The 14,070-nt window shown below is 63.6% G+C and carries 18 protein-coding genes; 4 read left to right on the forward strand and 14 right to left on the reverse strand.

The window, feature by feature from the left end:
• Positions 1–43: 43 nt before the first annotated feature.
• A complete protein-coding gene (locus NKH16_RS25770) occupies positions 44–382 on the reverse strand; it encodes a P-II family nitrogen regulator (RefSeq protein ID WP_023679755.1) in 339 nt (112 codons plus the stop codon).
• 219 nt (positions 383–601) lie between these two features.
• Positions 602–1,477 carry an acyl-CoA thioesterase II gene (gene tesB / locus NKH16_RS25775; RefSeq protein WP_031212697.1) on the reverse strand — a complete coding sequence of 292 codons (876 nt, stop codon included), beginning with the start codon at positions 1,475–1,477 and terminating at the stop codon, positions 602–604.
• 100 nt (positions 1,478–1,577) lie between these two features.
• Here tesB and NKH16_RS25780 point away from each other — a divergent pair, with 100 nt between their 5' ends.
• A complete protein-coding gene (locus NKH16_RS25780; protein ID WP_352748475.1) occupies positions 1,578–2,822 on the forward strand; it encodes a ubiquinone biosynthesis hydroxylase in 1,245 nt (414 codons plus the stop codon).
• Positions 2,823–2,960: 138 nt separating this feature from the next.
• Here the strand turns inward: NKH16_RS25780 and NKH16_RS25785 are convergent, their stop codons facing one another.
• From NKH16_RS25785 to NKH16_RS25795, 3 genes are all read right to left on the reverse strand, one after another.
• Complete coding sequence (locus tag NKH16_RS25785) at positions 2,961–3,488, reverse strand: hypothetical protein (RefSeq protein ID WP_352748445.1); 528 nt, start codon at positions 3,486–3,488, stop codon at positions 2,961–2,963.
• Positions 3,489–3,632: 144 nt separating this feature from the next.
• Positions 3,633–3,989 (reverse strand): YciI family protein, encoded by a 357-nt coding sequence (locus NKH16_RS25790; protein WP_352748442.1) that lies wholly within the window; start codon positions 3,987–3,989, stop codon positions 3,633–3,635.
• A gap of 2 nt (positions 3,990–3,991) precedes the next feature.
• Entirely contained in the window at positions 3,992–4,231 is a 240-nt protein-coding gene (locus tag NKH16_RS25795) for a hypothetical protein (RefSeq protein ID WP_352450153.1), read from the reverse strand.
• A 222-nt stretch (positions 4,232–4,453) separates the two neighbouring features.
• Here NKH16_RS25795 and NKH16_RS25800 point away from each other — a divergent pair, with 222 nt between their 5' ends.
• Positions 4,454–4,879: an OsmC family protein gene (locus NKH16_RS25800; RefSeq protein WP_352748439.1), complete on the forward strand. Its 426-nt coding sequence runs from the start codon at positions 4,454–4,456 to the stop codon at positions 4,877–4,879.
• 214 nt (positions 4,880–5,093) lie between these two features.
• On the opposite strand, the gene NKH16_RS25805 is transcribed toward NKH16_RS25800, so the two are convergent.
• The 7 genes from NKH16_RS25805 to NKH16_RS25835 form a co-directional block, all read right to left on the reverse strand.
• Positions 5,094–5,735: a YceH family protein gene (locus NKH16_RS25805; RefSeq protein WP_352748436.1), complete on the reverse strand. Its 642-nt coding sequence runs from the start codon at positions 5,733–5,735 to the stop codon at positions 5,094–5,096.
• A 239-nt stretch (positions 5,736–5,974) separates the two neighbouring features.
• The gene (locus tag NKH16_RS25810) at positions 5,975–6,754 is read right to left on the reverse strand and encodes a succinate dehydrogenase iron-sulfur subunit (protein ID WP_292663232.1); all 780 of its coding nucleotides are present in this window, start codon (positions 6,752–6,754) and stop codon (positions 5,975–5,977) included.
• Positions 6,754–7,194 (reverse strand): DUF3052 family protein, encoded by a 441-nt coding sequence (locus tag NKH16_RS25815; protein ID WP_352685320.1) that lies wholly within the window; start codon positions 7,192–7,194, stop codon positions 6,754–6,756. Before NKH16_RS25815 ends, NKH16_RS25810 begins: the two co-directional genes overlap by 1 nt.
• A 1-nt stretch (position 7,195) precedes the next feature.
• On the reverse strand, positions 7,196–9,034 hold the full coding sequence (gene sdhA, locus NKH16_RS25820) for a succinate dehydrogenase flavoprotein subunit (protein WP_352748433.1): 1,839 nt from the start codon (positions 9,032–9,034) through the stop codon (positions 7,196–7,198).
• A 4-nt stretch (positions 9,035–9,038) separates the two neighbouring features.
• The gene (sdhD, locus tag NKH16_RS25825; protein ID WP_292663226.1) at positions 9,039–9,434 is read right to left on the reverse strand and encodes a succinate dehydrogenase, hydrophobic membrane anchor protein; all 396 of its coding nucleotides are present in this window, start codon (positions 9,432–9,434) and stop codon (positions 9,039–9,041) included.
• Between the two features lies 1 nt (position 9,435).
• A complete protein-coding gene (sdhC, locus tag NKH16_RS25830; protein ID WP_292663224.1) occupies positions 9,436–9,855 on the reverse strand; it encodes a succinate dehydrogenase, cytochrome b556 subunit in 420 nt (139 codons plus the stop codon).
• Between the two features lie 242 nt (positions 9,856–10,097).
• Positions 10,098–10,478 (reverse strand): hypothetical protein, encoded by a 381-nt coding sequence (locus tag NKH16_RS25835; protein ID WP_352470792.1) that lies wholly within the window; start codon positions 10,476–10,478, stop codon positions 10,098–10,100.
• A 255-nt stretch (positions 10,479–10,733) separates the two neighbouring features.
• Between NKH16_RS25835 and NKH16_RS25840 the strand changes: the two genes are divergently transcribed.
• Positions 10,734–11,093, forward strand: a complete 360-nt coding sequence (locus tag NKH16_RS25840; RefSeq protein ID WP_352450158.1) for a hypothetical protein — start codon at positions 10,734–10,736, stop codon at positions 11,091–11,093.
• On the opposite strand, the gene NKH16_RS25845 is transcribed toward NKH16_RS25840, so the two are convergent.
• On the reverse strand, positions 11,077–12,297 hold the full coding sequence (locus NKH16_RS25845; protein WP_352470793.1) for a GGDEF domain-containing protein: 1,221 nt from the start codon (positions 12,295–12,297) through the stop codon (positions 11,077–11,079). The two genes, NKH16_RS25840 and NKH16_RS25845, sit on opposite strands and share 17 nt — an antisense overlap.
• 76 nt (positions 12,298–12,373) lie before the next feature.
• Positions 12,374–13,570, reverse strand: coding sequence for a GGDEF domain-containing protein (locus NKH16_RS25850; protein WP_352748429.1), 1,197 nt, complete (start codon positions 13,568–13,570; stop codon positions 12,374–12,376).
• A gap of 161 nt (positions 13,571–13,731) precedes the next feature.
• Here NKH16_RS25850 and NKH16_RS25855 point away from each other — a divergent pair, with 161 nt between their 5' ends.
• Positions 13,732–14,043 carry a hypothetical protein gene (locus NKH16_RS25855; protein WP_352748426.1) on the forward strand — a complete coding sequence of 104 codons (312 nt, stop codon included), beginning with the start codon at positions 13,732–13,734 and terminating at the stop codon, positions 14,041–14,043.
• Positions 14,044–14,070: the final 27 nt, after the last annotated feature.

A 14,070-nucleotide genomic window follows, 5' to 3' on the forward strand; every position in this document is an offset into this window, starting at 1 on the left:
AGGAATATTCATTGAACTCTCCATTGGAATACGTATCCGCAGCTCAAAGCGCGTCGGTGTCTGTTTCGCCGGTGCGAATGCGCACCGCCTGGTCGATGCCGAAAACGAAGATCTTGCCGTCGCCGATCTGGCCGGTCTTGGCCGCCGCGGTGATGGCTTCGACGGCCTTGTCGACCATGTCGACAGCGACCGCGACTTCGATCTTGATCTTCGGCAGGAAGCTGACCGCGTATTCCGCCCCGCGATAGATTTCCGTGTGCCCCTTCTGACGTCCGTAGCCTTTTACTTCGGTGACGGTCAGGCCCTGGATGCCGACTGCGGTGAGCGCCTCGCGCACCTCGTCGAGCTTGAACGGCTTTATGATTGCCATCACGATCTTCATAAGGTTTCACCCTTTGCTGTTGCGGGTCCCCGCGTTTGCACGACTTCGCCGATCCCCATGAGAGCCGGAGAGTGCCCGCTAGGATTCAAGCTCCGTGCCAATTGCCGAAGCAGGGTGTTAAGCTGTTGTTAAACAAGGAAATCGGGAAGGTTTGTCGACTGCCTGTTCACAGGCGGGGCAGTGCATATGCTTAAAAAATAGGCAAATTTCGAAAAATGCCTACTCCGCAGGCGGCCGCTTCAGCCGGATGAGTCCTTCTTGGGCAACCGAGGCGATCAAGGTGCCGTCGCGGGCAAACAGCGAGCCGCGGGTAAAGCCACGCGATCCTTGCGTCGACGGGCTGTCTTGCGTGTACAGCATCCAGTCGTCGAGCGGATGGCTGCGGTGGAACCACATTGCGTGGTCGAGGCTGGCTGCCTGGATATCACGATCGAAAATGGCGCGGCCATGGGCAAAGGTCGAGGTGTCGAGCAGCGTCATATCCGAGAGGTAAGCGAGCACGGCCGCCTGCGTGGCGCGGTCGGCCGGCACCGGGCCGGTGGTGCGGATCCAGATGTTCTGCTTCGGCTCGAGCTTTTCCCGGCTGGTATAATGCTTCAGCATCACCGGCTTCATCTCGATCGGCCGGTCGCGCTCCCAATAGCGCTTGATGCCGTCGGGCACGGCTTCGCCGAACTTGCCCAGCAATTCGCGCTGCGACAGCAACGTGTCGGGCGCCGGCACGTCCTGCGGCATCGGCACCTGATGTTCCAGGCCGACCTCATCCTGCTGGAACGAGGCTTCCAGCGAAAAGATCGCCTGGCCGTGCTGGATCGCCACGACGCGGCGCGTGGTGAAGGAGCCGCCGTCACGGATGCGGTCGACCTCGTAGATGATAGGCACCTTGGTGTCGCCCGGCCGCATGAAATAGCCATGCAGCGAATGCACGTGGCGCTCGGGCTCGACCGTTCGCTGCGCGGCGACCAGCGCCTGGGCGATGGTCTGGCCGCCGAAGATGCGCTGCCAATCGAGCTTGGGGCTGCGACCACGATACAGGTTGTGTTCCAGCTGCTCGAGGTCGAGAATGCCGAGAAGCTCGTCCATGGCTGCCGTCATCTTGACCTCGCCGAAAAATTGCCATGGCGGTTTCCGACAGGAACAGCGGGCAGTCAAGGGCGGAATGCCCGGCGACAGTCAGGCTGCGAAAGGAATTGCCATGGTCGACAGCAAGAATTCGCTCGACGTTCTGGTCGCCGGCGCCGGTTATATCGGCCTAGCCGCCGCCGTGTCGCTGAAGCAGGCGCGGCCGAGCCTCGCCATCGCCGTCGTCGACGCAGCACCTGCCGGCGCCTGGCAGAAGGACGGCCGCGCCTCGGCGATTGCCGCCGCCGCGTGCCGCATGCTCGACCAGCTCGGCGTCTGGAACGAGATCGCGCCGGAGGCGCAGGCAATCACCGAAATGATTGTCACCGATTCGCGCACATCCGATCCGGTCCGCCCGGTGTTCCTCACCTTCGACGGCGAGGTCGCGCCCGGCGAACCCTTTGCGCATATGGTCGCCAACAAGGATTTGAACGGCGCCTTGCGCCGGCGCGCCGAACAACTCGGCATCGGCATCATCGAAGGAGTCGCCGTCAGCGCCTTCGACATCAACGGCGCCGGCATAACCGTGCATCTTGCCGATGGCGCGACGCTGAAGGCGCGGCTGCTGGTTGCCGCCGACGGCGTCAATTCGAAGCTGCGCGACATGGCCGGCATCAAGACGGTGAAATGGGAGTATGGCCAGTCCGGCATCGTCTGCACGGTGGCGCACGAGCGGCCGCACAACGGCCGCGCCGAAGAGCATTTCCTTCCCGCGGGCCCGTTTGCCACGCTGCCGCTCAAGCCGGGCAAGGACGGCACCAACCGCTCGTCGATCGTCTGGGTCGAACGGTCGCAGGATGCCGAGAAACTGGTCAGTGGCGACACGCTGGTCCTGGAATATGAGCTCGAGCAGCGCTTTGGCCTGAAACTCGGAGAAATCCATATCGCCGACAAGCCGCGTGCCTGGCCGCTCGGGCTGATCATTGCGCGCGCCTTCGTCGCGCCGCGCATCGCCTTGGCCGGCGACGCCGCCCACGGCATCCACCCGATCGCCGGCCAGGGTCTCAATCTCGGCTTCAAGGACGTGGCGGCGCTGGCCGAAGTGGTGGTCGAGGCCGACCGGCTCGGCCAGGACATCGGCGCGCTCGACGTGCTCGAGCGCTACCAGCAATGGCGGCGTTTCGATACGGTGCAGATGGGCATCACCACCGATGTGCTGAACCGGATGTTTTCCAACGATTTCGGCCCGCTGCGCACTTTGCGGGACATCGGCCTCGGCCTCGTCGAGCGCATGCCCCGGCTGAAGGGGTTTTTCATCCGCCAGGCGTCGGGTCTGTCCGGCGACACGCCGAAACTGTTGAAGGGCGAGGCGATCTAAACAGGCCCTGAAGCTTCCCCAACTTCGTCATCCTTGGGCGTAGCGACGCGAAGCGGAGAGAAGACCCCAGGATGACGAAGCGATCAGGCGTCTCGGCTTAATCGCCATGCGGTCTGCCAAATTTCCGTGTCAGGGAACTTAGTTGACCTCGAAGCCCAGCTTCTGGCGCAGCCGCAGCATGCGCTGGTCGGGAATCTGCAGGTTTTGTCCGCCGGCTTCCGCCGCACGGCCGACCATCCGCAGCAGATCGCTCCTTTCGGCCGCGTCGAGCCGTTCGCGCAGGAACGGTGCCAGCTTGTCGATGACGACCGTGGCGTCGTCGATTTGCGATGCCGCCCATTTGGCGTAGATCACCGCTTCATCGGTCTGTTTTTTGTCGGCAATCTCCGAGATCACCGATCGAATGGCAGCTTCGCGTTGCGGCAGCACAGGACCATGTTCGGAAACGATGGCGGTGATCAGCGTCGCGGCGGCGACGACCGGATCGTCGATCGCCGTCAGCGGCGAGAGCGCCGCCTGCTTGCGCAGTTTCTTGCGGCGGACGTTGCCCTGCACGCGGCCAACGACGTCGGCAACCTCACGCGCCGCGTCGTTCATGGTCTTCAGCCGGTACCACCAGAACGCCGCTGCCCCGAGCAGGCCGATTGCTGCAATCAATATATGCATGCCCCGAAATCCCCCGATCTCGGCGACCATAGGAGAAGTATTGCTTCGCTTCAACACGCAAAAGTTGCGTCCGATGAGGAAAACGAAAGCCCGCGCCAGTCGTTGGTCGCCACCGCTCCGCGGAGGAAACTTATCGAGAGATCTCTATGACCCGGGCACCTTGTAGATCGCCCGCACCTCGATCGTGCCGATTTCGGCCAGCGGAATCTCGCCCGCGATCTCCAGCGCCTCGTCGAGGCTCTCGGCCTCGATCATGACGAAACCGAGCAACTGCTCCTTGGTTTCGGCGAAGGGGCCGTCGGTGACCAGCCGCTTGCCCTTGCGCCTGCGAACGGTTTTCGACGTTTTCACCGATTGCAGCGCCTGCGCGATGATCAGCATCCCGCGTTGGTCCAATGACCGGTCATGGGCCATCGAATCGGCGTCGAGCTTGGCCAGCCTCTCGGGGGTCATTGCGTGGAGATCTTTTTCTTCACCATAGACCAGGCAAACATACTTCATTTTTATCTCCATTCCTGGCTTGAAGCCGAAGACGAGGCTACGGAAATCTCCGCGGAGCCCTTGCCTGCCGCAGAATCGAGACCGGCCGCAGCATAGTCGAGAAGAGATACCGCAATCCCAATGATGGCAATCGCCGCAAGCAGTCGGCCGAAGCCGGAAGGCTGCAGGCGCGACCAGTCGGCTTGTTGTTCACCGGCCCTGTGGCCGGTGCTTGTCCAGTGAGCAGAAAACAGATTGTTCATGTGGTCCTCCATCCGGCCACCAAGTCCATGGCCGCCCGCAGGACGGCCGGGACAGATGGAAGTCGACATTTTTGCACGCAGATTTTTTTCGAATTTTTTTCGCTCGACATGATGTGTCACGCCGCCGCCGATACGAAAGCGTGGGTGGCCTTCGCTCCCGCGCGCGCTATAGTCGACTGGATGCCGATCACGGGCTCAATCACGACAATCAAGGAGGAATTGATGGACCGCACCGCCAACGCCGTTTGGAAAGGCAGTTTCAAGGAAGGCAAAGGCACGCTCGATACACAGAGCGGGACGCTGAAGGGCACGCCCTATTCCGCCAAGATGCGTTTCGAGGACGAGAGCGGCAAATCCGGCACCAACCCGGAAGAGCTGATCGCCGCCGCCCATGCCAGCTGCTACGCCATGCAGCTTTCGCATTTCCTCGCCGAGAACGGCACCCCGGCTGCCGAGCTCGACGCCAAGGCCGTGGTAACGCTGGTCCCCGGCACCGGCATCACCGGCAGCGCGATCACGCTGGTCGGCAAGGTGCCGGGCATCGATGCCGCCAAGTTCAAGGAATTGGCCGAAAAGGCCAAGGCCGAATGCCCGGTCTCGAAGGCGCTCGGCGCCATCAAGGTATCGCTCGACGCCAGGCTCGGGTGAGAGCTGGTCTGCGGAAAGCGGGCGATCCTTCGCGCCCCCCTCTGCCCTGCCGGGCATCTCCCCCACGAGTGGGGAGATTGGCCGTCATCCTGCCTTTCGCCAATCTCCAACGCTGAATGAGAGGCGGGACGGCGAAGCTGCCAATCTCCCCCCTCGTGGGGGAGATGTCCGGCAGGGCAGAGGGGGGGCGCTGTCCCGCCAACCTCTCGAATGATTATTGGCTTTTTTCGTCAACGAGCGCGTCGAGACGGGCGCGCAATGCCGCGACCTCTTCCTCGAGGGCCTGCACGCGCGTCTCCAGATCCGACGCCGGCGAGGACGACTGCAGGGGCGCTGCGGCAGCCGACAGCTGCGGCGGCCCGCTGAGCAGATGGACATAGCGATCCTCGCGCTGGCCTGGGCCGCGATCGATCTGCTGGACCAGCGGTGGCCGGCGGCCGATCAGCAGATCGAGATTGCCGCGAAGCTCGTCGATCGACGGCAGCCGCGCCATGCGCTCGCTTCGCGCCAGCAATTCATAGGCCGTCTGCGGGCCGCGCAGCAGCAACAGGCCGAGCAGCGCGATCTGCGCCGAGGTCAGGGAAAAGCGCTGCGCCACCACATGCTCGTAGCGCTCGACGCGCGACGCGAACACCTGCCTGACTAGGCCCTTCTGCTCGAGCTGGCCAAGCGCTCGTCTGACCTCGGCAAGCTCGACCGACATCACCGGCTCGCGCGCCGTCTTCTGGTTGGCCGCCGCATGTGCCGCATTGAGCGTCAGCGGATAGACGTCCGGCGTCAGCTCCTTCTTCTCGATAAGGCAGCCGAGCACGCGGGCTTCGATGGGAGAGAGGATGGGAAGGTCGATATCGGTCATAAGTTTGCTATCCTTTCGAACTCGGCGGGACAGCGCCCCCCTCTGTCCTGCCGGACATCTCCCCCTCTAGTGGGGAGATTGGCTGTCATCACCGCTTCGCCACTTTTCAAGGCTGCAGAAAGGGCGCTGTCCTCCAAGCTGCTAATCTCCCCCCTTGAGGGGGAGATGTCCGGCAGGACAGAGGGGGGCGCGAAGGATCGCTGCGGACGAGACGATCTCGGCTGCAACCCGCCCGCCGCCTAAACCCGTCGCTCCACCATCATCTTCTTGATCTCGGCGATCGCCTTGGCCGGGTTGAGCCCTTTGGGGCAAGTCTGGGCGCAGTTCATGATGGTGTGGCAGCGATAGAGCCGGAACGGGTCTTCGAGATTGTCGAGCCGCTCGCCCGTCGCCTCGTCCCTGGAATCGATCAGCCAGCGATAGGCCTGCAGCAGCGTCGCCGGGCCGAGATAGCGCTCGCCGTTCCACCAGTAGCTCGGGCAGGAGGTCGAGCAGCAGGCGCATAATATGCACTCGTAGAGCCCGTCGAGCTTTTCGCGGTCCTCATGGCTCTGCAGCCATTCCTTGGCCGGCTCGGGCGACACCGTCTTCAGCCACGGCTCGATCGAGGCGTGCTGGGCGTAGAAATTGGTGAGGTCGGGCACCAGGTCCTTGACCACAGCCATGTGCGGCAGCGGATAGACCTTGATCGCGCCGGAAATGTCGTCGCAGCCCTTGGTGCAGGCCAGCGTGTTCGACCCGTCGATGTTCATGGCGCACGAGCCGCAAATGCCTTCGCGGCAGGAGCGGCGCAGCGTCAGCGTCGGATCGATCTTGTTCTTGATCCAGAGCAGCGCGTCGAGCACCATCGGCCCGCAATCGTCCATGTCGACGAAATACGTATCCATGCGCGGGTTCTCGTCATCGTCCGGCGACCAGCGGTAAATGCGGTATTCGCGCAGGTTGGTCGCGCCCTCCGGCTTCGGCCAGGTTTTCCCGGCCATGATCTTCGAGTTTTTCGGAAGCGTGAGTTCGACCATTACCTCAGGTCCTTTCGGATGACGAGCTTCAGCCCGGACCAGATCTCGTTCACGGCGGCGACCTTGACGTCGACGAGGTCGAGCTTCAGCGCCTCTGTGCGGATAACGTCCTCGGTGACGTCGGTCGGCACTTTCGATGCCTTCTTCGGCCATGACACCCAGACCATGCCGTCCCGCTTGATCGCCGCTTCGACGTCGCCTAGACGGTCCTCGATCTCGATACGCTGCCGGGTGAAAGCATGTACGGCATCGTATTTCTCATGAACGCCCGAAATCGCCGACCAGTTGGCCAGCCGGTCGAGCTCGGCAAAATCCACGGCTTCGGTCAAATCCTCGAGTTCGGCCGGCAAGGCGACGAAAGCGGCAATCATCCCGTCCTTCAGGCCGAGCTTGGCCGGAAGGGGCGTGCCGGAATATCCCGCAACCGCCAGCAGCCTCATCTCAATACACCCTGGCCTTTGGCGCGATCTTGGCCGGGTTGATGCCGCCGTCTGCCTCCTTGAGCAGCGTTTCGGTGTGCACCGGCCGGTAGCTGAGCGCCACCTCGCCGGCCTCGTTGAGCCGAGCCAGCGTATGCTTGCGCCAGTTGGCGTCGTCGCGGGCCGAAAAGTCCTCCCGCGCGTGCGCGCCGCGGCTTTCCTTGCGCGCCTCGGCGCCGTAGACGGTGGTGATGGCGTTGGCCATCAGGTTTTCCAGCTCCAGCGTCTCGACCAGGTCGGAGTTCCAGATCATCGAGCGGTCAAACACCTTGACGTCGCCGAGTTCACCCCAGATCTGCGAAATGCGCCTGCAGCCGCTTTCCAGCGATTCCTGGGTGCGGAACACCGCCGCGTCCTCCTGCATCGCCTTCTGCATCTTTTCGCGCAAAACCGCTGTCGGCGTCGAGCCGTTGGCGTGACGCAGCCGGTCGAAGCGGTCCATGATCTTTTCGACGGCGGCCTCGTTGGGCGAAGGGATCGCCGATATGCGGTCGATCACCTGGCCGGCCCGGATTGCCGCCGCACGGCCGAACACCACCAGGTCGATCAGCGAGTTGGAGCCCAGCCGGTTAGCACCGTGCACCGAGGCGCAGCCGGCTTCGCCGACCGCCATCAGCCCGGGCGACACCTGGTCCGGATTCGACGCCGTCGGGTTCAGCACCTCGCCCCAGTAATTGGTCGGCACGCCGCCCATATTGTAGTGGACCGTCGGCAGCACCGGGATCGGCTCCTTGGTCAGGTCGACGCCGGCAAAGATCTTTGCCGATTCCGAAATACCCGGAAGTCTCTCGTGCAGAACGGCCGGGTCGAGATGGTCGAGATGCAGGAAAATGTGATCCTTCTTCGGGCCGACGCCGCGGCCCTCGCGGATTTCCAGCGTCATGCAGCGCGAGACCACGTCGCGCGAAGCCAGATCCTTGGCTGACGGCGCGTAGCGCTCCATGAAGCGCTCGCCCTCGGAATTGACGAGATAGCCGCCCTCGCCGCGCGCGCCCTCGGTGATCAGGCAGCCGGCGCCGTATATGCCGGTCGGGTGGAACTGCACGAACTCCATATCCTGCAGCGGCAGGCCTGCGCGTGCGGCCATGCCGCCGCCATCGCCGGTGCAGGTATGCGCCGAGGTGGCCGAGAAATAGGCGCGGCCATAGCCGCCGGTCGCCAAAACCACCATCTTGGCCGAAAAGCGGTGGATGGTGCCGTCGTCGAGGTTCCAGGCGACGACGCCGGTGCAGGTGCCGTCCGGCTCCATGATCAGGTCGAGCGCGAAATACTCGATGAAGAACTGCGCATTGTGCTTCAGCGACTGGCCGTAGAGCGTGTGCAGCATGGCGTGGCCGGTGCGGTCGGCGGCCGCACAGGTGCGCTGCACCGGCGGCCCCTCGCCGAAATTCATCATCATGCCGCCGAACGGCCGCTGGTAGATTTTCCCGTCCTCGGTGCGGCTGAAGGGAACGCCGTAGTGCTCGAGCTCGTAGACCGCCGCCGGCGCTTCGCGCACCATGTATTCTTGAGCGTCGGTGTCGCCCAGCCAATCTGAGCCTTTGACGGTGTCGAAGAGATGCCACTGCCAGTTGTCGGGACCCATATTGGCGAGCGAGGCGGCGATGCCGCCCTGCGCCGCAACCGTATGCGAGCGCGTCGGGAACACTTTGGTGATGCAGGCGGTGCGCAGGCCCTGTTCGGCCATGCCGAGCGCGGCGCGCAGGCCGGCGCCGCCGGCGCCGACGACCACGACGTCGAATTTGTGATCGACATAGCTATAGGCGGAAGCCGTGTTGGCGTTCTTCGCGTCCTTGGCCAAAAAATCAGCCTCCAAATGCCAGTTTAAGCAGGGCGAAGACCGAAGCGACGCCGACGACTACGGGAAAGAATGTGTTGAGGGCGAGCAGCGCCAGCCTGGTGCCTTCGCCATGCACATAGTCTTCGATGATCGCCTGCATGCCGAGCCGCATGTGGTAGAGCACTGACAACAGCACCAGCGCCAGCACCAGTGCAACGAACGGATTGGCAAGTGCGGCGCGCACCTCGAGATAGCTGGCGCCGTTGAGTGCGATCAGGAAGCCGACGAAGAACAGGACCAGCGGGATGTTGGAGATCGCCGTCAGCCGCTGGCGCCAGAAATGGCCGGTGCCCTCGCGGGCGGAACCGAGGCCGCGGACCTTGGCCAGCGGCGTGCGCATGTCGGTGTTCTTGCCGTTCATGTCAGGCTCCCCGCGCCATGTAGCCGGCGATCCAGATCAGCAGCGTCAGCGTGACCGAGCCGGCAAGCGTCGCCCAGGCGATCCTCGATGCCGTATGCTTTTCCAGCCCTGCCCCAGTGTCCCAGATAAGATGGCGCACACCGCCCAGCATGTGGTGCATCAGCGCCCAGCTGTAGCCGAACAGCACCAGCCGTCCCAGCCACGAGCCGAAGGCCCAGTTTACGGCGTTGAAGGTCGCCTCCGAGCTCGCCGCCGCCATCAGCCACAGCGCGACCAGCAGCGTGCCGAAATAGAGCGCCCCGCCGGTGATGCGGTGGACGATCGACATCGTCATGGTGATCGGCGGCCGATAGACGGTCAGATGCGGCGAAAGCGGCCGTTCACGCCTGGCAAATTCGCGGGTGGCTGGTGATTTGCTCATGGCTCCCCCAGTTCGGCGTCTCTGGAGCCTCAGGTGGGAATGCGGCATTACCGCTTCCGGTTGCGACTTCGGACAGCCGGTTTCTAATGCTCTTTTTGCACCGCGTCAAAGCCGGAAAACCGTTTCGAAAACGTAATTTAGTCTGATGAAAGCCAGGCTTTCAGCTTCAATCGATTAGGGCTGTCGCCTTGCGCCGGCACAATGTCGCCGCACTGCAAAATATGGCTGGCGCAAGGGGCGGATCAGCGCTTGCAGGCCAGCGGTGGTGCACCGCCCTTCATCACCAGCGCCTCACGCCCATCGATCACGATTGCGTCATGCGCCTCGCCGTAACGGCTGGTCTGATTGGCCGGTGAGGCCGGCAGCTCGGCGCTGGCGCCGTTCTGGCCGAGGACGCGCACCGACGTGCCGAGATTCTCGATGGTCATCACGCTACCGTCGGCGCAGTTGTAAGTAGCTGTGCGCGGCTGCGGTGCCGTCGGTTCACTAGCGGCGGGAGCAAGCGACACGGAAGCGGCGGCCGTGTTGCCGAGCTTGGGCGCGCTGGTCTGCGGCGCGCAGGCGGCTGCAGCCAGTAGCGGCGGAATGGCTAGCGCCATCCGAAACGTGCGGCGTAATCTCATTTGCTGCTTTCCCCACCGCGTATCGAGCCCGCCGCGATGCTCCGGCAAGGCACCGGATTTCATGCTTTTTGAGTCGCGCCCGATGCTGGGGATGGTGGAAACAAGGCATGGCCGAATGATGGCCGGTGGGCGATCGGGTATTAACCATATTTTCCGAGACCTCGCCCCTGCTGCGGTTGCCCTCTTAACAAAGGTTAATAAAAGGTTAATTTCTGATTCGAGGAGGCTTGCCTCTCAGCAATGGAGTAGCACGCCATGCATTCGAATTCAGCAGGATCGCGCCTTCCCTGGTTCCTATTGGCGGCGCTCGCCGTCGGCGTCGTCGCACCGGCATTCGCCGGGACGCGCCATCATGACCGCGTCTATGCCGATTCCTTCGGCAATCTCGTCATCGACAGCGCCGCCGGCTACAAGCGTATCCTCGTTGGCGAGGGCAAGCTGGCCAAGGAATTGTCCGACTACACCAGCGCCGGCCAGCCCGACGTGATCTACGAAAACGAATCGGACGATGTCCGCGGCGGCGACTGCTATAGGCCGCCGGTTTTCGTCAAGGGCCGCAGCTATATGTACGGCCTCTCCGACGGCGAAATGCCGGAGCTCAGCCCCTGCCGCTGACGGCCACGCCGCCCTTGGTTGACGGCGCCGGCAGGGCAACAGCCGGCCCCACCGAGACACGCACGCAATCGCGACCGCTGCCCTTCGCCTGATAGAGCGCTTTGTCGGCGCGCCGCAACAGGTCGGAAAAGCTTTCGCCCGGACCAAGCTCGGCAACGCCGAAGCTGGCGCTGCAGCGGTGATCCGCGGGCAGGCAGTCGATCGGCGTGGCACCGAAGGCGCTCCGCGTGCCCTCGGCAAAGAGCCGGGCGGCGGCTAGATTGGTCCCCGGCAGGAAAATCGCGAATTCCTCGCCGCCGATGCGGCCGGCGACATGATGGTCGGCCGCGGCATCGCGGAGAAAACCGGCAAAGGTCTCGATGACCCGATCGCCCGACGCGTGGCCGTAAGTATCGTTGATGCGCTTGAAATGGTCGAGATCGGCAATGACCAGTGCCGCTGGAACGGCGCGCCGCATGGCGTCACGCAGTGCGATCTCGGCATGGCGCTCGAAGCCCCCACGGTTGAGCAGCCGCGAAAGCGTGTCGGTTTCCGATTTCGACGTCGCCTCGGCGAGCACGTCGCGGACCAGGATAGCCAATGTCACCAGCGCAAGCGCCAGGCCGAACACGGTGCCGACCGACTGCGACACCAACGCATAGCTGGTCTGCGCATAAGATTGCGGGTTGGCGCCCCAGCCACCAAGCGCATGGGCGATGAAGGGTTTGCTGGCGAACTGCAAGGTGCTGGCCGCAAGGACAGCCATCAGCATATAGTCGAGCCGCTCGCGTCTTTGCCTGGACGACAAGACGATCGCCAGCCCGGTGAACTGCATGGCCGCATAGGGAAGCTGGTAGGCCGCCATTCGCACGAACGATTGGCGTGGCAGGTCCTGCACGAAGTAGACCGCGAGGGTGGCGAAGACCAGGAAGAACAGCATCGGCGGCCAAGGCGGCGAAACGCGGTATTTATGGGCAAGCCCGCCATTGAAGGCGACGGTAGCGCCAAGGAAGGCGGCAAAGGCGGCGACAACCACGGGGCGCGCATTGTCGAAGGCAGGAATGCTGAACTCGATCGCGAAATAAGCCGTGCCGAGCACATAGCCGAACGCCAGCCAGCGTGCCGACACCCGGCCGGCGTCATAGACCGCGATCGTCATGAAGGCCGCCGCCAGCAGCCCGGCAACGAACAGGTTGATCAGCAGGATGAAATTAGCGCTGCCCATGGCGTTTTGGCACTCCCCCCGAACAGCAAATCACCAACGCGCGAAAAAGACGTTAATTCGAAGCCGCCGCTGACGCTCAGCCAGCACTGGTCCGATTGGGAAGGACGACCGTTTCAGGCCGCTGATAGGACAGGCATACGCTGTCGCGGCCACTCCTTTTGGCTTTGTAGAGCGCTTCGTCGGCGCGGCGCATCAGCGGGTCCAGCCCTTCGTCGCTGGTGCGGGCGGCCACGCCGAAGCTCGCGGTCACTCTTGTGTCGGACGGAAGTCCGTCGATTCTGTCCGCCGAATAGACCGTGCGAATGGCTTCGGCAAACAGTCTTGCCGCGCCAAGGTCGCTGAGCGGCAACAGCACGGCGAACTCTTCGCCGCCGATACGGCCGGCAACGCCGCGCGTACCTGCAGCCGACAGAAGCTTGGCAGCGAAGTCGGCGATAACGCGATCGCCGGCCGCGTGGCCATGCTGATCGTTGAGCGCCTTGAAATGATCGAGATCGGCAAGCACCAGCGCAACCGGCAATTGCGCCGTGGCACAGTGCTGCAGGACAAGCATGGCGCGCTCCTCGAAGCCGCGGCGGTTGAGCAGGCCCGACAGCGGGTCTGTCAGAGTTTCGGTCTTCAGGGCCTTCATCACATCGAGCGCGGCGGCGCCGAACAGGCAAAGCGCAATAAGCAGCGACAGCAATGCATGCGACAGCAGAGCCGTCGTCCAGTAGGACGAGGAGTAAAGCCCTTCATAGCTGGTGAACGGCCCATGCGCGATGACGACGGCAAGCGTCCGCGCCAGGAAGTTCAGGCCGGAAAGCAGCGACAGCACGAACAGGATCATTTCTGTCGGGCCGTTGTTGCGCACCACGCGCAACTCGGCGGCGACAACCAGGCTGATGCCGCCGAAGCTGAAATTGATGGCAAGGATGCGCCAGGTGAGATCCGGCCGGGCAAAAAGAAACCACGAAAACGCGGCCAGGCCGCCGCAGGCCAGAATGCCGACCGCCGGGTAAGGCACGCGCCGCCCATAGCGCGCAATGACCGCGCCGGCGAGACAGCAGGTGGCGAAGGTGAAGCACAGGATCGAGATGAGCTTGGTCGGTGCCATGCCGACCGGCAGCGTGAAATACTGGAGCAGGAAGCCTGCGGCCGAGGCCGAGTAGCCCGCCGCCAGCACGCCCAGATAGGGACGGTGGCGCTGATAGAACCACAGCACGAGAAATGCCGCGCCGAGTGTGAGGGCGATGCCTGGATTGAGCAGCGCTATGAGCAGGCCGGTGTCCAAGCGCTGTAATTTCCCCTCGCTTCCCCTTGGAGGACCTTAGAGCGGAAGCCCAAACAAGCGGTTAAGCGAAAGCGAATATACGACAGGTGCGTCGACAAAGCCGCTGGGCGGAACCGCGAACGGCGAGCGGCGTTTCACGACGGCAACCAGGAGACGCTCCGATGGCCGACACGATCATGCTGACCGATCACGATGCAATTCGCTCATGGGCCGCGGCACGCGCCGGCTTTCCGGCGATCGTCGACGTGTCGCCCGAAGCCGGAACGCAGCCCATGCTGAGGCTGGTCTTCGGCCAGCATGCCTACCAGGACCAGGATGAGGCCGAACGCCCGGTCAATGCCGGCGGCTACGAACTGGTCGAATGGGACGAATGGTTCAAACTCTTCGACGAGCGCCAACTGGCGCTGCTCGTCGCAAAGGACCAACCCGGCCGCCGTGAGGGATTCCACGAATTCGTCAGGCGGCCCGACTGAAGAATGCCCGAACCGCATTGCGGCTCG

This window comes from Mesorhizobium sp. M1307, assembly GCF_040318155.1.
Taxonomy (GTDB): domain Bacteria; phylum Pseudomonadota; class Alphaproteobacteria; order Rhizobiales; family Rhizobiaceae; genus Mesorhizobium.